At 39.1% G+C, this 19,311-nt stretch carries 25 protein-coding genes and 1 pseudogene; 4 read left to right on the forward strand and 22 right to left on the reverse strand.

All coding sequences use genetic code 11. The annotated features are described in order from the left end of the window. Positions 1–24: 24 nt before the first annotated feature. The 12 genes from H8S17_RS08010 to H8S17_RS08065 form a co-directional block, all read right to left on the reverse strand. Complete coding sequence (locus H8S17_RS08010; protein WP_334298758.1) at positions 25–489, reverse strand: SpoVA/SpoVAEb family sporulation membrane protein; 465 nt, start codon at positions 487–489, stop codon at positions 25–27. A gap of 44 nt (positions 490–533) precedes the next feature. Then, complete coding sequence (locus tag H8S17_RS08015) at positions 534–854, reverse strand: DUF3837 domain-containing protein (protein WP_186866896.1); 321 nt, start codon at positions 852–854, stop codon at positions 534–536. Between the two features lie 87 nt (positions 855–941). Continuing rightward, entirely contained in the window at positions 942–1,370 is a 429-nt protein-coding gene (locus tag H8S17_RS08020) for a stage V sporulation protein AB (RefSeq protein WP_178051926.1), read from the reverse strand. Then, positions 1,360–2,007, reverse strand: coding sequence for a stage V sporulation protein AA (locus H8S17_RS08025; protein WP_186866897.1), 648 nt, complete (start codon positions 2,005–2,007; stop codon positions 1,360–1,362). Before H8S17_RS08025 ends, H8S17_RS08020 begins: the two co-directional genes overlap by 11 nt. Then, positions 2,004–2,159: a hypothetical protein gene (locus H8S17_RS08030; RefSeq protein WP_178051924.1), complete on the reverse strand. Its 156-nt coding sequence runs from the start codon at positions 2,157–2,159 to the stop codon at positions 2,004–2,006. The genes H8S17_RS08025 and H8S17_RS08030 overlap by 4 nt, the downstream gene beginning before the upstream one ends. Before the next feature lie 150 nt (positions 2,160–2,309). Then, the gene (locus H8S17_RS08035; protein WP_186866898.1) at positions 2,310–2,918 is read right to left on the reverse strand and encodes an ECF transporter S component; all 609 of its coding nucleotides are present in this window, start codon (positions 2,916–2,918) and stop codon (positions 2,310–2,312) included. A 12-nt stretch (positions 2,919–2,930) separates the two neighbouring features. Beyond that, positions 2,931–5,078 carry a Tex family protein gene (locus H8S17_RS08040; RefSeq protein WP_186866899.1) on the reverse strand — a complete coding sequence of 716 codons (2,148 nt, stop codon included), beginning with the start codon at positions 5,076–5,078 and terminating at the stop codon, positions 2,931–2,933. A 324-nt stretch (positions 5,079–5,402) separates the two neighbouring features. Continuing rightward, the gene (locus H8S17_RS08045) at positions 5,403–5,633 is read right to left on the reverse strand and encodes a hypothetical protein (protein ID WP_186866900.1); all 231 of its coding nucleotides are present in this window, start codon (positions 5,631–5,633) and stop codon (positions 5,403–5,405) included. A 59-nt stretch (positions 5,634–5,692) separates the two neighbouring features. After that, positions 5,693–8,086, reverse strand: coding sequence for a fibronectin type III domain-containing protein (locus tag H8S17_RS08050; protein ID WP_186866901.1), 2,394 nt, complete (start codon positions 8,084–8,086; stop codon positions 5,693–5,695). Positions 8,087–8,249: 163 nt separating this feature from the next. Continuing rightward, positions 8,250–8,612: an ArsR/SmtB family transcription factor gene (locus tag H8S17_RS08055; RefSeq protein WP_243238013.1), complete on the reverse strand. Its 363-nt coding sequence runs from the start codon at positions 8,610–8,612 to the stop codon at positions 8,250–8,252. A 72-nt stretch (positions 8,613–8,684) separates the two neighbouring features. After that, the gene (locus tag H8S17_RS08060; protein WP_186866902.1) at positions 8,685–10,553 is read right to left on the reverse strand and encodes a heavy metal translocating P-type ATPase; all 1,869 of its coding nucleotides are present in this window, start codon (positions 10,551–10,553) and stop codon (positions 8,685–8,687) included. Positions 10,554–10,580: 27 nt separating this feature from the next. Continuing rightward, on the reverse strand, positions 10,581–10,799 hold the full coding sequence (locus H8S17_RS08065; protein WP_186866903.1) for a cation transporter: 219 nt from the start codon (positions 10,797–10,799) through the stop codon (positions 10,581–10,583). A 419-nt stretch (positions 10,800–11,218) separates the two neighbouring features. On the opposite strand from H8S17_RS08065, the gene H8S17_RS16735 reads away from it, so the two are divergent. Further along, entirely contained in the window at positions 11,219–11,344 is a 126-nt protein-coding gene (locus H8S17_RS16735; RefSeq protein ID WP_279287806.1) for a hypothetical protein, read from the forward strand. 202 nt (positions 11,345–11,546) lie between these two features. Continuing rightward, positions 11,547–11,855, forward strand: a complete 309-nt coding sequence (locus tag H8S17_RS16935) for a MobA/MobL family protein (RefSeq protein WP_186866904.1) — start codon at positions 11,547–11,549, stop codon at positions 11,853–11,855. Between the two features lie 87 nt (positions 11,856–11,942). On the opposite strand, the pseudogene H8S17_RS08080 reads toward H8S17_RS16935, so the two are convergent. The 7 genes and pseudogenes from H8S17_RS08080 to H8S17_RS16515 form a co-directional block, all read right to left on the reverse strand. Next, positions 11,943–13,254 (reverse strand): annotated as a pseudogene (locus H8S17_RS08080) (MATE family efflux transporter). Between the two features lie 180 nt (positions 13,255–13,434). Further along, positions 13,435–13,599 carry a hypothetical protein gene (locus H8S17_RS08085; RefSeq protein WP_186866905.1) on the reverse strand — a complete coding sequence of 55 codons (165 nt, stop codon included), beginning with the start codon at positions 13,597–13,599 and terminating at the stop codon, positions 13,435–13,437. A 46-nt stretch (positions 13,600–13,645) separates the two neighbouring features. Next, a complete protein-coding gene (locus H8S17_RS08090; RefSeq protein WP_186866906.1) occupies positions 13,646–14,068 on the reverse strand; it encodes a PPC domain-containing DNA-binding protein in 423 nt (140 codons plus the stop codon). A 179-nt stretch (positions 14,069–14,247) separates the two neighbouring features. Further along, entirely contained in the window at positions 14,248–14,850 is a 603-nt protein-coding gene (locus H8S17_RS08095; RefSeq protein WP_005342549.1) for an alpha/beta fold hydrolase, read from the reverse strand. Between the two features lie 54 nt (positions 14,851–14,904). Further along, positions 14,905–15,327 (reverse strand): hypothetical protein, encoded by a 423-nt coding sequence (locus tag H8S17_RS08100; protein ID WP_186866907.1) that lies wholly within the window; start codon positions 15,325–15,327, stop codon positions 14,905–14,907. Between the two features lie 30 nt (positions 15,328–15,357). Beyond that, complete coding sequence (locus H8S17_RS08105) at positions 15,358–15,645, reverse strand: hypothetical protein (RefSeq protein ID WP_186866908.1); 288 nt, start codon at positions 15,643–15,645, stop codon at positions 15,358–15,360. A gap of 114 nt (positions 15,646–15,759) precedes the next feature. After that, the gene (locus H8S17_RS16515) at positions 15,760–15,996 is read right to left on the reverse strand and encodes a DUF6061 family protein (RefSeq protein ID WP_243238014.1); all 237 of its coding nucleotides are present in this window, start codon (positions 15,994–15,996) and stop codon (positions 15,760–15,762) included. 253 nt (positions 15,997–16,249) lie between these two features. Here H8S17_RS16515 and H8S17_RS08110 point away from each other — a divergent pair, with 253 nt between their 5' ends. Beyond that, positions 16,250–16,900 carry a DUF1836 domain-containing protein gene (locus tag H8S17_RS08110; protein ID WP_186866909.1) on the forward strand — a complete coding sequence of 217 codons (651 nt, stop codon included), beginning with the start codon at positions 16,250–16,252 and terminating at the stop codon, positions 16,898–16,900. 10 nt (positions 16,901–16,910) lie between these two features. Here H8S17_RS08110 and H8S17_RS08115 read toward each other — a convergent pair whose 3' ends face one another. Then, positions 16,911–17,210 (reverse strand): YerC/YecD family TrpR-related protein, encoded by a 300-nt coding sequence (locus tag H8S17_RS08115; protein ID WP_178051448.1) that lies wholly within the window; start codon positions 17,208–17,210, stop codon positions 16,911–16,913. Between the two features lie 277 nt (positions 17,211–17,487). Between H8S17_RS08115 and H8S17_RS08120 the strand changes: the two genes are divergently transcribed. Then, positions 17,488–18,456 (forward strand): ABC transporter substrate-binding protein, encoded by a 969-nt coding sequence (locus H8S17_RS08120; RefSeq protein WP_186866968.1) that lies wholly within the window; start codon positions 17,488–17,490, stop codon positions 18,454–18,456. Between the two features lie 82 nt (positions 18,457–18,538). Here the strand turns inward: H8S17_RS08120 and H8S17_RS08125 are convergent, their stop codons facing one another. Together H8S17_RS08125 and H8S17_RS08130 are read right to left on the reverse strand one after the other, a co-directional pair. Further along, the gene (locus tag H8S17_RS08125; RefSeq protein ID WP_178051649.1) at positions 18,539–18,793 is read right to left on the reverse strand and encodes an HPr family phosphocarrier protein; all 255 of its coding nucleotides are present in this window, start codon (positions 18,791–18,793) and stop codon (positions 18,539–18,541) included. 45 nt (positions 18,794–18,838) lie between these two features. Next, positions 18,839–19,306 (reverse strand): COG2426 family protein, encoded by a 468-nt coding sequence (locus tag H8S17_RS08130; protein ID WP_186866910.1) that lies wholly within the window; start codon positions 19,304–19,306, stop codon positions 18,839–18,841. Positions 19,307–19,311 lie beyond the last annotated feature (5 nt).

Here is a 19,311-nt window from a genome sequence, read left to right on the forward strand (position 1 = left end):
GTTTCCTTTTACCTGAAACTTCACCTAAAAGATCCCGGATATCCGAAGCAGCCAGTAAATGATCCCCAGCACCCACGAGCTAAAAATACCATATAATATCACAGGTCCTGCGATCGTAAAGATCTTACAGCCTATTCCAAAGACCTGTCCTTCTTTCTTAAATTCGATGGAAGGTGCCGCTACTGAATTTGCAAAGCCGGTGATCGGCACAAGTGCTCCTGCGCCTCCGAAAACAGCGATCTTCGGATATATATTAAATCCTGTCAGAAGGACGCTTAAAAGTACCAGTATCAGACTGCACCAGCTCCCTGAAGTATCTTTATCCAGTCCGATATTCGCACAATAGGATAAAATCCCCTGTCCGATCACGCAGATGATCCCGCCTGTCAAAAATGCTTTTGCCATATTTTTCGGCAGGGAATGGGTAGGCGTGACTTCTTTTACATATTCATTGTACGCCTTCTGTTCCTCTAATTTCTGTTTATCGATATTCTTTTTTTCCGCCAATGGTTTTCCCTCTCTTCCTATATATATCAAGATACCAGAAACATATGCTCTTCGCGAAGCCCCCATAAAAGCAATTCTTTCATCTGCTCATCATATTCTTCTAATGCTTCATAGTTTGAAAGCATTTTTACCAGATATTTTTCTTTTTCATCTTCTCCTGAAAACGTCTTTAATTCCGGTGCGATCTTTTCTGCTAATTCCTGCGGTTTTATATCTTCTTCGATACCGATTCCACAGATCTTTCCAAACAGGCCTGCTGCATAATAAAACTCATAATTTCCGAGTAACACCGATGCCTGCATATTACATTTTATGATCACACTCTGCCTTGCGATTGAAGTTACCATATCCTTATCCCTCTTTTGTCCTGTCAAAAATCTGATTTTATGCCCTTTATTGTACTCTGCCTGCCATTTTCCGTCAAATACATATTTTTAGGAGTTTCCCATCCGATGATAAAAATAATAAATCCCACCTGCTGCCTTTCCTGCTGCCATTGCTGTGATCACCCATGCCATACCTGTTTTTAAGTTCATGCGGCGGAACATGATCGGAAATACATCCATGATCTCTGCTAATGCCATGACAAGACAGCCTACCTGTATGCCGCAGCACAACCCATATAATATGAGAAACGGACTTCCTAACGGAATCCTTAAATCTGTAAATACCGTAACGATATTTCCAAAGATCCCACCCGCAATGATCATATTTTCATACCGGATCACCTGATCTGCGGTATTGCTCTTGCCGATGATCCTCGGCATGATCCGAAGTGTGACAACTAAGGCAAATGTTCCGGCTGATACGGCAAGTCCACTGGTCAGTCCGGTCAGTCCTAATAACAAATGCTTACTCCACATCGATTTCTTTTCCCCCTCTTGAAGCATTTTCAATAAAGGTCATATCTACATCCTGTTCATATTTCCGAAGCTGTACCTGGATCGGAGTCGGGTCCGGTGTGATCTTCTTTTTGCCAAAATGATTAAAAAAGACCATGATGCCAATCGCAAGTCCGATGCAGTAACTGACCTCTAACTCTGTCATGCCATCGGATTTTACTCCGGTCACCTGATAATAAAACGTTTTAAATAATTCCGTGATCCCGATATCATTATTAAATGACATGATCGTAAATGCTGCCCCGAAAAATATCAATACACAAAGTACGATAATTTTTACGTTTATCCAGCCTCTTTTGGGACTTTCTTTGGTATATTCTATGATAAAATCTTTTTCACCCTGATTTTCCACTTCTGCATGCGGATAGTCTTTTTGGATCAGCGAAATAATCTCTAATATCGAAAAGATCTTTCTCTGTATCTTTTTGTCCGTCTTAGATTCCGGCAGAAAGCTGTATACTTTTTTCTGTTTTAACTGTCGTACCATGGCTTCATTTGAACTTGTGATCGATGCAATATCCGAAAGTGTTACATTCCGGTCATGTACTAAGACGTTCTGATCGATCTTTATATAAATCGTTTCGTCGTTTGCACTCATGCCACTTCACCTCTGGTCATTTCATTTAAGACAAATGTCCCATCTTCCGGCTGGGTATTCTGATTTTTCGTAAAACTGTAATACCAGATACCAAAACCTATGGCAATTCCAATGACTACAAACAGACAGACTCTGTAAATCTTCCGGTTCATACGACTCACTTCCTTTTCCGATTGTTTTTGTAATACTTATGCTTGCAATTTTCAAATTTCAATGTGAGTAGTATGCATCTTTTTCTAAAAAGTATGCAAAATAAAAAAAGACCGCGAAAGAATTTCTTCTCCCATGATCTTTTTTTGTACTTATCTCTGTTTCCCTTTTAAAACCGGTGAAATATGTTTATAGATCAAAAATGTGATGACCACACTGATCATTCCCTTTAGAAATGTAAATGGCATATTAAATACGATCAGACATTCTAACAGACCATTGACTCCCGGAAAGATTGCCTGATACATAGCAATGATCTCATCCATCGGCAAAAACGCCGTATAAAACGGATACATCACAAAATAATTCGATACCACACTGATCAGTGCCATCAGAACCGCTCCGGTCAATGATCCGATGATCGCTGTTTTTCTGCTCTTTTTTCTCTTATAAATAAATCCTGCCGGTAATACAAAGGCAGCTCCTAATACAAAATTGGAAAGTTCCCCTACTCCGCCTGTCGTTGTGATCAGAACATGAAGGAGATTTTTTACCAGACACACCAGCACTCCGCACAGCGGTCCCATTGAAAATGCTCCGATCAATGCCGGAAGCTCTGATAGATCAAGTTTTACAAATGCCGGCATAAATGGCACTGAGAACTCAAAAAACATTAAAATAAATGCTACAGCTGACAACATGGCTGTTACTGCCATATAACGTATATTCACAGGCTTTTGTATTGTATGCTCGTTCATCATATCTTCCTTTCTTTATCCGTTCAGTTTCATCGTAAGCTGGATCCTCTGCTTTTTCAGATCAACACTCATTACTTTGACTTCCACAATATCTCCAACACTGACAACTTCTAACGGATGCTTGATATATTTATCACTCATCTGTGAAATATGGACCAGTCCGTCCTGATGTACACCGATATCGACAAATGCCCCAAAGTCAATGACATTACGCACTGTTCCTTTTAAAACCATTCCCGGTGTTAAATCTTTCATTTCTAATACATCGCTGCGCAGGATCGGTTTTGGCATATCTTCTCTTGGGTCTCTTGCAGGCTTTTCTAATTCTTTTACGATATCTTCTAACGTCAGCTCCCCTACTTCAAGTTCTGCTGCAAGTTTCTTCATATCCGTGATCTTTTTTGAAATACCTTTTAAATTTCCCTCTCTGATATCTGCCGGTATATAACCGGTCTTTTCTAACAGACGTTCGGCTGCATCGTAACTTTCCGGGTGGACGCTTGTAGCATCTAACGGATTTTTTCCATCTGTGATCCGCATAAAACCTGCACACTGTTCATAGGCTTTCGGTCCTAATTTTGCCACTTTTAAAAGCTGGGAACGGGAAGTAAACCTGCCGTTTTCTTCACGGTATGCCACAATATTTTTTGCAATAGCCTTGCTGATACCGGAAATATATTCTAACAGGGATGCTGATGCCGTATTTAAGTCCACACCTACTTTATTTACGCAGTCCTCAACGACACCGCCTAATGCTTCGCCTAACTTCTTCTGGTTCATATCATGCTGGTACTGACCGACACCGATCGATTTTGGATCGATCTTTACTAATTCTGCCAATGGATCCTGCAAACGTCGTGCGATCGATGCTGCGCTTCGCTGTCCGACATCAAAATTCGGGAATTCTTCGGTAGCAAGTTTACTTGCCGAATATACCGACGCTCCGGCTTCATTGACAATCACGTACTGTACTTTCTGCGGGATTTCCTTTAACAGATCCACGATAACCATTTCTGATTCCCTTGATGCCGTACCATTTCCGACGGAAATCAGGGTGATGTTATATTTCTCGATCAGACGTTTTAAGATCTTTTTTGATTCTTCTACCTTATTCTGCGGTGCAGTCGGAAAGATTACAACGGTATCTAAGACTTTTCCGGTCGCATCGACAACTGCTAATTTACATCCTGTCCGAAAAGCCGGATCCCAGCCAAGCACTGTCTGGTTTACGATCGGAGGCTGCATCAGTAACTGTTCTAAATTCTTGCCAAATACCTTGATCGCACCATCTTCCGCTTTTTCTGTCAGATCATTGCGGATCTCACGCTCGATCGCCGGAGCGATCAGACGTTTATAACTGTCTGCGATCACATCTTTTAATACCGGCGTTGTATAAGGGTTGTCCCTGCTTATGACTTTCTTTTCTAAATAACGGAGAATATCTTCTTCCGGTGCTTCGATCTTAACCGTCAGGATCTTTTCTGCTTCTCCACGGTTTAATGCCAGCACACGATGTCCGGCTAATTTTGCCAATGCATCATCAAATTCATAATACATTTCATAAACAGATTCTGCTTCTTTATCTTTTGCCGTAGATGTGATCCTGCCTTTTTTCATGGTCAGTGTACGGATATACATTCTGTAATCTGCTTCATCGGAAATAAATTCTGCAATGATATCTTTTGCCCCTTCAATGGCTTCTTCTGCTGTATTGACTTCTTTTTCTGCATTGATATATTCTTCTGCTGTCACTTCAAGCGGCTGGTCTGTCATCTGCAAAGAAATGATATTTGCAAGCGGCTCTAAACCTTTTTCTTTTGCAATGGTTGCTCTTGTCCTGCGCTTTGGACGGTATGGACGATAGAGATCGTCTACCACTACCATGGTTTCGGCTGCTAAGATCTGCGCCTTTAAGTCCTCTGTCAGTTTGCCTTGTTCTTCTATACTGTTTATTACCTGTTCTTTTTTCTCCTCTAAATTTCTCAGGTAATTTAATCTGTCATATAAATTACGGAGTACTTCATCGTTCAATGCTCCGGTTGCTTCTTTTCTGTATCTTGCGATAAATGGGATCGTATTTCCCTCATCGATCAACTTTACAGCTGCTTCTGCCTGCTGCTTTTTTATTCCTAATTCTTCTGCAAGTACTGCAATGATCTCCATATACTTCTTCCCTTCTGTGCTTCTGCTTCATATGGGACTTATTATAGCGAATTTACAGGGAGGCTTCAAGTGTTTCTTTTGTTGACTGCATCGACTTCATTGAGCCTGTGTCCCACTACTTTATCGGAAACTGTCATAGCGGTATACGTAATGTTATGTTATATTACGCAGTTCAAAAGTGATACCGCTTTCGTGCATATGTCACCATCTGACTAGATACACACAAAAGCTGTTTAGTAAAAATGATCGTTAAGATGTGAACATTCTCCGATAATCTACTTACATATATGATGGCACGGTTAAGGAACATCAATGGCTCAATCCTTAAATTTCATCAACAAATTTCCAGACATATGTAAAAAATGAAATCCTTAAGCGTACATTGTCTGTGTCCTTCACTGTGTACCTCAAGCCTGTCGTAAACTCATCTGCATTTCTGTGAATGATCACTGACCGGTCTAACACATCATAAAGATGCAGTCCTGCGTCATAAAAAGCAGGAGCATCCAAACTGCCGCGATCCGGCAGTCCGAATACTTCTGCTTCTATTAACAATCCTCCTGATGGAACCTGATAAAAATAAACCATTCCCCGTAATGACGGATAGATAAGCATTATTTTGTTTTCACTTTAACAGTTTTGCTCCATGAAGATGCGATCTTTTTCGTTTTTCCATTTACCTTTACATTCTTATAAGTACGAATACGAACATAATAAGTTTTCTTTGCAGCACAGCCTGTAATTTTCTTCTTGGTAGTGTTCTTGCTCTTTACAGTTACTGTCTTTGCCTTGGAAAAATTCTTTTTTGTTCCATACTGGATCTGATAACCACTAATCTGCTTTTTCTGCTTCTTCCATTTAACAGTAAATGCTTTTTTCTGACCACTCTTTGCTGTCAATTTTGTACCCTTTGGCACAATCTCAAATGTGAGTTCTTTTGTACCGGTATATTTGCCCTTTAATGTAACACAAACCGTATACTGACCGATACTCTTTCTGTTGCCTGTATAAGTCACTTCATAATCTGTGCCTTCCTGTAATACAGTTCCGTTGCTGTCTTTTACAATAACAGCAGGTGTTTTCACTTTTCCATTGTAAGTATAAGAGATCTGTGAAAGTGCGATCTCTGAAACCATTGGAATTGTTGCGGTTGATAATTCTTTTCCGCAGACAGCACAGGAAGTTACACTTGTTCCTGTTTCTGTAGTCACTGTTTTCTCTGTATGTGCTGCTTTATCTAAGATTGCTCCACATTCGCAGGTTCTCCAATGATTCGTTCCATCGGTATGCCAGCCTGTTGCATCTGGTTTATGTGTCGTTTTATCTAAAATTTCTCCACATTCGCAGGTTTTCCAATGATTCGTTCCATCGGTATGCCAGCCTGTTGCATCTGCTGTATGTACTGTATTTTTGGCTATTACTGTATCAGCTAATGTAATTTCCTGTGATCCTGCTTCATCTTTAAAATATTTCTTGCAGATCTGACATGTCCAGTAAGCAATATTTCCTTCTGTCAAATGTGTCGCTTCTTTTGCTTCTGTTTTTTCTAATATATGATCCTTCTTTTTGATCACTGTCACATCTGTTTTATTCTCACAGCGTTTACAGTGATGGGACTGACTTCCTTCTTCTGTACAAGAAGCTTCTTTATCTACTGTCCATTCTGTTTCATACTCATGTCCGCCATAATAATTTTCGCAGACATCCGCAAGAAGTTCACTACTTTCTTTTCCTTTAATATCATTACTGCCTTCTTTTTCGATAGCACCAACTGCACTTAAGGCTGAATTTTTCGTTTTATCATAATAACAGGATTCTGTTGTACCACTGACATCATAGCCAACAAATCCACCTGCTGCGGCATATTCATTAGAACCGGTCACTGTGCCGGCTGCATAACAGTTCTTGATATTGCTATTTTCATTAGTTCCAACAAAACCTCCTGCCTTAGCTTTGTTAACTGTCAACTTTCCAGTGACATCTCCTAATGCTACACTATCTGTGATCTTAGTTTTTCCTAAAAGATATCCACCAAAACCGCCGACATTCCAATCACCTGCTTCAACATTTCCTGATGCGATACATTTCTCAAATGTACTGCCTTCATCTGCTCCTGTAAAGCCACCAGCACTCCATCCGGTATCCACTACCGATGCTGCTGCTTTATTATTTGTAAAGGTACTTGAATTAGAATATCCTACAAAACCTCCACCACAATATCCTTCACACATAACAGAACCTGCTGCCTGATTATTGCTTATAGTACTGCCCCATATATAACCTGCAAAACCTCCACTACAGGATGATCCTGTTACATCAACATCTGCTACACAGTTTGTTATCTTACCATAATTTGACATTCCTATCAAACCTCCGGCATACATTTTAGAATCTACCTTTCCATAGCATTTGCAATTTTCTATTGCCAAATAGTTGGCATTACTGCCACCGTTTATTGAGATCGATCCTATCAAAACACCTGCACCGTAGTGAGCCTCTGATTCATTTGTTTCATTTCCAGCATATACTTCCGCATCTTTAATGATAATATTTTTCAATACCGTTTCATTCGTGGAGGCTACCGCAACACCAAACAGACCAGCAAAACAATTATTACCACGTTCATCTACATACAATCCTGTGACTGTATGACCTTTGCCATCAAAATAACCCTGAAATGGTTTTGCAGCTTGATCTCCATAACCGATCGGTGTCCATGTCTTTCCACTCAGGTCAATATCATTTTTCAGTTCAAAATACTCACCACAATGATACTTATTATCATCCGGCACACCACTGTTTACATCTACTGCCAGTTTTGCAAGCTGTTCTGCCGTGGCGATCTGATAAGGATCATCTTTCGTACCAGTACCACTTTCAAACGACTCTGCTACATAATCTGACCATTTTTTGCTTTCTTCTTCGGTAGTTTCTGCCTTAGCTGTCATCGGTATCATCCCTATGACCAGCCCCAAAGACAGAAGTACGCTTAATACTCTCTTCTTCATTTTTTAATCTCCTTTGCGAATTTTATACCTAATTTATGATCATAAGCATTATAGCACAAAAAATTTTCTTTTCAAATTCTATACAGCAAAAAAAGTTACAATTCACAGATACCTGCAAACTGTAACTTTTTCAACTGTTGCCACTATTCTTTATAACTACTGATTACCCTTCTTCAATATGTTCCCTGCCCTGTGCGATCACAGTACGCACATGCTCATCTGCCAGAGAATAGAAAATAGATTTTCCTTCCCTGCGGCTTTTTACTAATTTATTCTGTTTTAAGATCCGAAGCTGATGTGAGATCGCTGACTGCGTCATATTCAAGACTGCTGCCAGATCGCATACACATACCTCTGCTTCAAATAAAACAAACAGGATACGGATCCGTGTAGAATCTCCAAATACTTTAAACAGTTCAGCCAGATCATATAATTCTGTTTCCTCCGGCATGGTTTCATTGACGATCCTTAACAGATCCTCATGCACCTCCTGTTTTTCACAACACATTTTTTCATCTTTTTCCATATCTTCACCCTCTTATAACTTAACGATTCCATAAGTATTGCATAGCCTGTATTTCATTTTTTATTCTGCCTGCTACAGTTTCTTTACAAATAAAGCACGGATCGCATTTAATACCGCAATGACCATAACTCCTACGTCTGCAAAGATTGCCAGCCACATATTTGCGATCCCAAGTGCACCTAACGCCAGACATATGATCTTAATGCCGATCGCGAAATAGATATTTTCATAAACGATACGGATACATTTTCTGGAGATACGGATTGCTTTTGCAATCTTTAACGGGTCATCGTCCATCAAAACGATATCAGCAGCTTCAATCGCTGCATCAGATCCTAATGCACCCATTGCAATTCCGATATCTGCCCTTGATAATACCGGTGCATCGTTAATTCCATCTCCGACGAAAGCAAGTTTTTCTTTTTCACCTTTTTTGCTCAAAAGTTCTTCTACCTTAGATACTTTATCTGCCGGAAGCAGTTCACTGTAAACATCTGTGATCCCTAATTCTCCTGCGACCTGTTTTGCAACCGTATCTGCATCACCGGTCAGCATGACTGCTTTTTTCACACCGGAACGTTTTAATTCTGCAACTGCTTCCTTTGCATGTGGTTTCAGGCGGTCAGAGATCAAAATATGTCCTGCATACTTACCTTCTATCGCCACATGGACAACGGTTCCTACATGGCTGCACTCTGTATACTCGATGTTCAATCGTTTCATCAGTTTGACATTACCAACTGCGACTTCTTTTCCATCCACTTTTACAACTACGCCGTTACCGCTGATCTCTTCCACATCGGATACTCTGTTCTTATCAATTTCTTTCCCATATGCTTTTTTCAAACTGATACTGATCGGATGGGAAGAATACGCTTCTGCTAATGCCGCATATTCTAATACCTTTTCGTTTTCTATCGTATTGTGGTGGATCCCATTGACCTCAAATACGCCCTGTGTCATTGTACCTGTCTTATCAAATACGACATACTTTGTATTTGCAAGTGTTTCTAAATAGTTAGAACCTTTGACTAATACACCTTCACGGCTTGCCCCACCGATTCCGGCAAAGAAACTTAATGGAATACTGATCACAAGTGCACACGGACAACTGATGACTAAAAAGGTAAGTGCACGGTAGATCCATTCTCCCCAGTTTGCCGCTGCACCTAAAAATAACAGATTGACAACCGGCGGTATGATTGCTAATGCCAGTGCCCCATAGCAGACTGCCGGTGTATAATATTTTGCAAATTTGGAAATAAAATTCTCAGAGCGTGATTTCTTTGAACTGGAATTTTCTACTAAATCTAAGATTTTAGAAACGGTAGATTCTCCAAATTCTCTTGTTGTACGGATTCTCAGCACACCCGTCATGTTGATGCAGCCACTGATCACGTCATCTTCCTCTTTTACTTCTCTTGGAAGACTCTCACCTGTTAAAGCACTGGTATTTAATGTAGATGTTCCTTCTACGATCACACCATCGATCGGAACTTTTTCACCCGGACGTACCATAATGATACTTCCGATTTCCACTTCATCAGGATCGACTTTTTCTACCTGACCATTGCGTTCCACATTTGCATAATCAGGACGGATATCCATCAATTCACTGATATTCTTACGGCTCTTACCGACTGCATAACTCTGGAACAGTTCACCGATCTGATAGAACAGCATAACAGCTGTACCTTCCTTATAATCACCTAATGCGATTGCTCCTACGGTTGCAACTGCCATCAGGAAATTCTCATCAAAGATCTGACGGTTCATAATACCTTTGAATGCCTTCTTTAAAATATCATATCCAATGATCAGATATGGGATCATAAATAATGCAAATTTTAAATACGGATTCACTGATATTTGGGAAAATACAACTAAAAGCACCGCTGCTGCTATAATCCTTACAAGCACTTTCTTCTGTTTTTTATTCATGTGCCGCCACCTCGCTTATTCATCAGATCAAAGATAGATCTCACAATCATCTTCTACCTTTTTACAATTCTTCAATACGTCCTGCATAACTGCCTTTGGATTGCTGCCTTCTTCAAATTCTACATTCATCTTCAATGTCATAAAGTTTACGGTCGCATCCTTTACGCCTGCTGTATTCTTTGCAGCGTCCTCCATTTTGTTTGCACAGTTTGCACAGTCTACCTCGATTTTGTATGTCTTTTTCATAGTCTTGTTCTCCTTTCGATTCTTCACGTTATCATATGAACATTTATTCATATGTTTGTTTTTATTATAGCATCTATTTTATGGATGTCAAGCAGTTTTTATGATTTTTTGCTCTCTTGACTTACTATTTTTAATCACTTTATGTTATACTTAACTACGCAGTCGGAGGACGTGTTCTCATTCGTTCCGAGCCTTACGGAAAGGATGATGATTATGGTACTCTATTTCTGAACCCACCTTTTCTTTTTCGGGCAATGCCTGATATTCCCGCGCTATGGATGGCACACTTTCTTCTTTATAGCGGATAATATAATCCCATCCATTATCCGTACAGATTTGTATCACTTTCCTGCTGACATACAATATATCCGTTGTTATTACAATTGGCTCTGAAGCTATGCTGCATACAAGCAATTTGTATGGGTAAATCAACCAAAACCTATGAAGGAAGAATACAGGAGAAGGATTTAAGGATCGAGAAGCTTGCACAGGAGCTGAAGCGTTATGAGACACAAAAGAAGCAGCTGGAGAAACGGAAAAAGTAGGAAGCTAATGGCAAATTTTTCTCCAAAGCAATGCAAAAAGGTCCGGATACGGACATGAAAAGAGAGGAATGTGGGGAGTCGGGAGTTTCCTGATTCCCTTCTCTTATTTATGAGAGGGGCTCACTTATAGACAGGCAGAGCCTGTCTCTTTCGCGCGCTCTGCGAGGCAAATATGCATCATACACGAAGGAGGATATGCACTATGGCAATTTATCATTGCAGTATTAAGATCATCGGCAGGAGCGATGGAAAATCGGCAGTTGCTTCTTCTGCCTACCGCTCCGGCGAAAAGCTCATGGATGACCGCACCGGTCTTATCCATGATTTTACAAAAAAACGTGGTGTGGTATTCAAGGAAGTTTCTCTTGACTTATGTATTGTCAACGTAACTTTGGCATTGATTGCCGTAAAGTATATTCCAATGGATATCAATGTAATGAGTTGGTGGATTGGCTTTTCTGTGATGCTAAATCTTTTGTATCATAGTTATTGTAATAATAATGGCTATTAAGGCATAAAAATGCTCACGCAGGCAAATGTAAATCTGCTTGTATGAGTATAATAAAACAGGGTTTTAGTTGAATGAGCCTGTTAATTTTTAAGCCAAAGTATCCTTAGGCCAGGATTTTCTTAGTGCCACATAAGAAATGACAAAGTTTGCAAGCCAGCCTGCCGGTACAGCAAGCCAAACAAAGGCAATATCGAAACGGGGCGCAAAAATCAATGCTACGGACAAACGAATTGTAAGGTTAACCATATTTGCAATTAAAAACGGTCGCATATTTCCGATTCCACGAAGAACACCGTCTGTTACCAATTTAATGCCCAAAAGTATGAAAAAGCAGCCAATCCATTTCATATAATCACCGGACACTTGATACGCTAATTCCGTTCCGTCTTTTCCTAAGAAAAGTGAAGAAATTTGTGTGTGCATTGTTTCAATAACTATAAAGGCAAGAACGGCAAAGCATGCATCCAACAGTAATGCGGCTGATTTTTCCGGCACCGAGATTTTGCGAAACAAATGGCGACACGGCATTTCCGATGGATACAAATATCAGTGAAAAAACATTTTCAACTCTCATCGTTGCCGCATATCCTGCGAGTGCTTGCGTGCCAAACGGATTTACAACCGCTTGCACAATCATCATACCGATTGATACGGTTGATTGTTGAAGGATAGACGGAACGGCGATTTTAAGCATTGTACGCAGTTCTTTTTTGTCAAACCAATGAAACAAACTTGCATATTTTCGCATACGGTAAAGAAAAATCAAAAGCGAAAGTACGGCTGAAATACCTTGTGCAATAAGAGTGGCAAAAGCTGCACTGAATACTCCGAGTTTAAGACCTCCCACCATCAAAAGGTCCATAATGATATTCAAAACAGACGAAAATATTAAAAGCCATAACGGGATTTTTGATTCACCGATTGAAGTGAACATGGTTGACAGAATATTATACATAAATAAAAATGGAAAGCCAACAAAATAGATACGTAAGTACAGCACCGCATCTTTCATTATATCCGCAGGCGTTTGCAGTATGCTCATCATCCAATGAGAAGTGCAAAATCCAAAAACACCGAGAAATACGCTTAAAAGCAAAAAACTTATTAAAGAAGTAGAAACGATTGTTTTCATCTTCCCGTAATCCTGAGCACCAAAATAACGGCTTACAAGTACACCTGCGCCTACACCTGCACCGAGTGCTATGCAAATAAAAACATTCGTAAGTGCGGCACAGGCACCGACGGCCGCAAGCGCAGATGAGCCTACAAATTGACCGACGATGATTGAATCAGCCATATTGTAAACTTGTTGAAAAAAGCTGCCTAAAATCATAGGCATTGCAAAAACAGTCAACGCTTTTAGGGGTGGGTCTGTTATTAAATATTCGTCCTTTGTCATTTTTATATTCTCCTGAACTTTGCTTGAATTATTTCTGTATAAGTTTGACTGAAATCACATCAAAAAACAATTATATTATAAAAAAGCCGAACAAGCTGCTACTATCTCAGTCTGCACCCTGTTCGGCTTTTGCTTTTTACTGAACAATCTCTCCCTAAACAAACGTTAAAATTATATCGTTTACTTGCTTTTCTTCTCTTTGCTGCGTCTCACTAATGCGATAAATAGTTCAATGACTCCGCCACATAGCCATATGATACCTAACGCAATATTTTCTGCCCAGAACCAAAACGGTGACATAACAATCCATGTAATCGCTAAAATAAAAATACCCTTGCTTCTCATGATTTCCCTCCTGAAACTCCCGATTCTTCACATGCGTTCAACGCATCTAATCAAACTTAAATACATTAAGCCCTGTTTCTTCATCATAAATTCTGTCAACTTTTCCATCAATGACCGTAATTACCATCTCACAGGTTGCACTCACGACAGCTCTGTTCAGATGCCCTCCAAACGCTTCACCTTTCTCATTTCCGACACTCATATGAAGATGCGCATAATATTCTCCATCCATTGTATTGATCGTACCTGTCAGTGATGCAATTTCATAATACCCTTTAAAACTGTTTGAGTAATATTTCTTCTCATCTGTCTTATATACTCCGATTGTGAAATCATTGATAGCTCCAAGAGCATTGATACTGGCAAGCTTTATATTCTCATTTATAGCAATTGCTTTCAGTTGCTCTAAAACCTCCTCCCCTTTGTCAATTCTCGCTATTATTACATTATCAAATTTTCTGTATTCCATTTTGTTTCTCCCATCTGTTAGTATCTTATTACTGCCTGTATTTTTTTCAAGAAATTCCGATTGTTGCTTACATTATACTTCGTCCATCTCTCTAAGGACAGTGGGATGTTGTGATGAAAGTGAGAGAGATCGCTTACCTGTCAGACAATTTATCTTACTATATTTTTTGCACGATAAATTTACTGATTTAATATCTCTGCAATCGTGTTTGGTGCATATTTATTGAGTTCATGTCCTGCATTTGGAACGATGTGCAAAGTAGCTTGGGGTAGCAATTCTTTTAGTCTTTTAGAAGCCTTTAGATTGGCAGTATCCTTTTTGCCACACAAAATTGTTACTGGACAACGAATATTATTTAATTGCAAAGTAAAATCCAATGACCGCATAGAGTGAGCCAATTTTATGGTGCTGCTTTTTGATAGTCCCATACTTTCAAAAACCTTGTTTGGCATACAACGGAAGATAAGATTTTGAAAATCTATCAGTAAACTTGGAACTTTATATTGTGCGCCAATCAAAACCAGCGAATCCACTTTTTCCTCATGTCGAATAGCAAAATCAATCGCAAGAAGCGCACCTAACGAAAGACCGCAGATACGAAGCGGCTCTTTTACTTCTGAATACCTCTGTTCTAAATCACCCAAAATCTGCGAATAGGATATTTCATCTTCTGTTGAAGAAAAAAGTTCTGGGCAATCGACATCAGAAATTGATAGTTGTTGGACTACTTCTTTCCAGTCCTGTGCCGTTTGTCCCAACCCATGTAAAAAAACAGTTTTCATTAAACGCCTCCTAAGCTCAAGATAACCATCAATGCACAAACAAACTTGAATTTCTTAAATTCGATATATCATATCACCTATATTCCAAATTCTCATGATTCCAAAAAGCGAATCGTTCTCTGCTTGCCAAATGTATCCCTGAAATGTTATATCATATCCGCAATATCCCTCTGTAACGATTTCAAATTCTGCATTAGGGTATAGCTTCTTAAATTCATCAAAAGATAATTCTTTACCAGAAAAAGATTTCACTTCGTTATACCCGTATGGAGCGTTAAATACCATAATATTGCACTCTTCTTTATCAATATTTGTAAATTCAATGATTCCCTTATACCACTTTTCTTCATTATCAGTATATTGAAATATTCGATCCATATTTAAGGATAATTTATCTTCATTAATTTCAATCTGTAATATTCTGCTATCATGTAAGCTAAATGAAATATTACTTTTTCGGTCTCTAATATAATCCATATCCTTAATCTCCGTAAATTCTGATTCTGCTTATTTGTTTTTTGCTTTGGCTAATGCAACAAGATTGAGAATCATTGTAATGGAAACCAATGCGACAGAAGCAATCAAAACCGCACGAATAGTATCTTCAATAGCGGCATAATCACCAAGAAACACTCTGCTATTTATCTCAAATAATTGAAATACAAGAGAAATTGCACATAGTCCAAAGCTTACCAAGGTATTTTTATGGGATGTATATGCTTTCGGTGTTGCAATCGCCAAGCCTGCAAACAGCCAAGCACACGCACCTAAAATAAGGCTTCCAATGTTCAGCATACAACCACTCCTTTGTCAAATTCTAATTTGATAGTCTCTTGAACAAGGCTACCATATGAGTAATTTTACCATATATTCATCCATAAGGCATCTAAAATTTTCACGATTGATTTATCACACATCTAAACAATCTTCCGCATTCACCCAATCTTGCATCTCACCCGTCAAAGCCAACCTGGCATACCCTATAGAGTTGTCAATGGCAAGAGCATTTAATGCACACTGAGAATTAGGCGTGGTCTTCAATCCATCCTCTGCCTTATTACAGTCAATTCGTAAAAACATATTATCAAAAGCGGTTATATCAATGCTATTGCAATGTTGATTATATGTAGCATATATAAATCTCATTGCTTATCAATATGGACTTCCCCCCTATACTGATAGCTGAACGCATCGATGACACTGTGGAAATGGTCAACCGGATTTATGGTCATCTGTACCCCAGCAGACACAGAGAAGTAGCCGATCAGTTAGAAAAACTGATTTTCTAGTACCAAATTAGTACCAAAAAAGGCTTATTCACGAAAAATATCCCGATGAATAAGCCTTTTTCCTTGTCATATAGTTTTAAATACTATATAATGTATTCCGAGGTGATAAAATGTCAAACGATATCCATGAATTTTTAAGAGAAGTACTTGATAAACTTCAGAAAATTGATTATGTAAAACCGGAGGAATTACCAAACATTGATTTATATATGGATCAGGTCACTACTTTTATGGACTCCCAGTTAGCTTCTACCAAACGGCACGAAGATGATAAGATTCTGACAAAGACAATGATCAACAATTATGCAAAGAACAATCTTCTTCCACCGCCAGCGAAAAAGAAATATTCCAAAGAGCATATCTTAGCACTTTTATTTATCTACTATTTTAAAAGCCTGCTAAGTATCAGCGATATCCAGAATATTCTAAATCCGATCACGGATAAATATTTCGGCAACACAGACGGGCTTTCTTTACAGGATATTTATAATGAAGTATTCGGTTTAGAACATGAAGAGATCCAGCATATTTTAAAAGATCTTGCAAAGAAATATAAGACAAGCTTAAAGACATTTAAGGATGTTCCGGAAGATGAAGCAGAACCATTACATAAGTTTGCTTTTATCTGTATGTTAAGTTTTGATGTCTATATCAAAAAAATGATCATTGAGCAGACGATCGATAAACTCGCTGCTTCTTCTGATACCACAAAGAAATCAAAAAGAACTTCTTCGAAAACAATGCATAAAGAAAAGGAATAGGCAAACCTGCCTATTCCTTTTCTTTATGTTCTAACCGTTCAAATACCATATCATATCCATCATTTCCATAATTTAAGGAACGGTTCACCCTGCTGATCGTTGCTGTTGATGCCCCTGTTTTTTCCGCAATGTCTAAGTAGGTCTTTTGTTCCCTTAACATATGTGCTACTTCGAATCGCTGGGACAGGGAAAGCAGTTCATTTACCGTACAGACATCTTCAAAAAATGTATAACACTCCTCTTTATCTTTAAGACTTAATATCGCATCAAACAAATGATCCACTTCTTCGGTTCTTATTTTTTTGCTCATGCCCAATCTCCTTTTTATATCTTCTGTAACAATCTGATCTCTTTCAGGTTACAACGTTTTTCTCTTTTAATTTTAGCACATTAAAGCATGGACGTAAACAGGAAAATATCCTGCAGCATGATGATAAATTTTAAAGATAAATTTTAGCACATTTTTCCCATGTATTCATATAGTATTCTATAATCTGTTTTTTAGGGAGGATATTCCATTGTCATTTCATATTCATTTTTATAAGCGTAAAGTATCTGTGCTTATTGCTGTTGCACTCTGCATCTCTATGCTTGCAGGGTGTACCGTTTCCAAAGAAAAAGATGCCGTTTCAAATGGCGAAGGTGAAAAAGTTGTCTTAAACGAGGTCGCACATTCTATTTTCTATGCACCTATGTACGCAGCGATTGAAAATGGTTATTTTAAAGATTCGGGTATTGACTTAGAACTTGTGACCGGATTTGGTGCTGACAAAACCATGACGGCTGTGATCTCCGGTGAAGCAGACATCGGTTTCATGGGTCCGGAAACAACGGTCTATGCTTATAATGAAGGTTCTGCCGATGTCGTCAAAAACTTTGCACAGCTTACCCAGCGTGCCGGAAACTTTCTGATCGCAAGGGAGCAGGTCGAAAACTTTTCATGGAGTGACTTAAAAGGAAAAACTGTTCTTGGCGGCAGGGCAGGTGGTATGCCGGAAATGGTATTTGAATTTGTTTTAAAGAAAAATAATATCAATCCTGCCGCAGACCTTACGATCAACCAGAATATTGATTTTGGTTCTACTGCTGCTGCATTTTCAGGCGGACAGGGAGATTATACGGTTGAATTTGAGCCGAGTGCGACTGCCCTTGAATCCGAAGGCGCCGGCTTTGTTGTGGCTTCTTTAGGTGTCGATTCCGGCTATGTTCCGTATACTGCTTTTTCTGCAAAAGAAAGTTATATCAATGAGAACTCTGATCTGATCTGTGCTTTTACAAGTGCCCTGCAAAAAGGTATGGAATATGTCAACAGCCATGACAGCACAGAAATTGCAAAAGTGATCGCACCACAGTTTCCTGATACAGATGAATCAGTGATCGCAGCGATCGTTGAACGCTACCATGCACAGGATACATGGAAAACAGACCTCATTTTTACCGAAGATGCTTATACACTCCTGTTAGATATCTTAGAAGAAGCCGGTCAGTTAAGTGACAGACCTGCATATGAAGATCTGATCACAACAGAATTTGCCAATAAAGCAGCAAAAAAATAAATCATAGCCTAAAAACCGCCGGAACCGGTCATTTTGTCACCTGTTCCGACGGTTTCTTATTGTCCGCTAGGAATCACTGTTTTTAACATTCATATGCCACATCCATATATGTAAATTCTTGTAATTCTGCCACGATTTCATCTAAAATATCTCCGTCTGCCTGAATATGCAGCATCATCGGACGCTGTAATGACAGGCTGTACAAACCTAACAATGATTTTGCATCAACATAATTATGTCCGACTTCAATATCAAAATCACATTCATATTTTGTGATCTTTTTGTTGAAACGCATAATATCCTGTGTAGAACGTAGTTGAATCTTCATATCTTTCATAATATACCTGCTCTCCTTCTCTGCAAACCTGCAGTTTATACTCTCTTACATAAATAATCCGACACCTGCCACACTGACAAGCAACATAATGATCCCTGCAAGAAGAACCCCTAACATAACAGCCAAAATACTGGATTTAAAATCCATGTCTAAAATACTTGCTGCTAATGTGCCTGTCCATGCACCTGTTCCCGGAAGCGGAATCCCTACAAATAACAACAGTGCCAAAAATAATCCTCTTCCAGCTTTCGCCTGCAGTTTCTGTCCACCCTTTTCGCCTTTTTCCAAACAAAATGTAAAGAACTTTCCGATGACCAGCTTATCTGCGCCCCACTCTAATACTTTTCGTGCAAACAGATAAATTATCGGAACCGGCAGCATATTTCCAAGAATACAGACCATGTAAGACGGTATCAATGGAAGTGAAAGAATCTGTGATACCGGAATTGCTCCTCGCAGTTCAATCAGCGGAACCATGGAAATAAAGAAAATATACAAATACTTTTTTAACATCTGTT

The sequence above is a fragment of the Roseburia zhanii genome, assembly GCF_014287635.1.
GTDB classification, from domain to species: Bacteria; Bacillota; Clostridia; order Lachnospirales; family Lachnospiraceae; genus Roseburia_B; species Roseburia_B zhanii.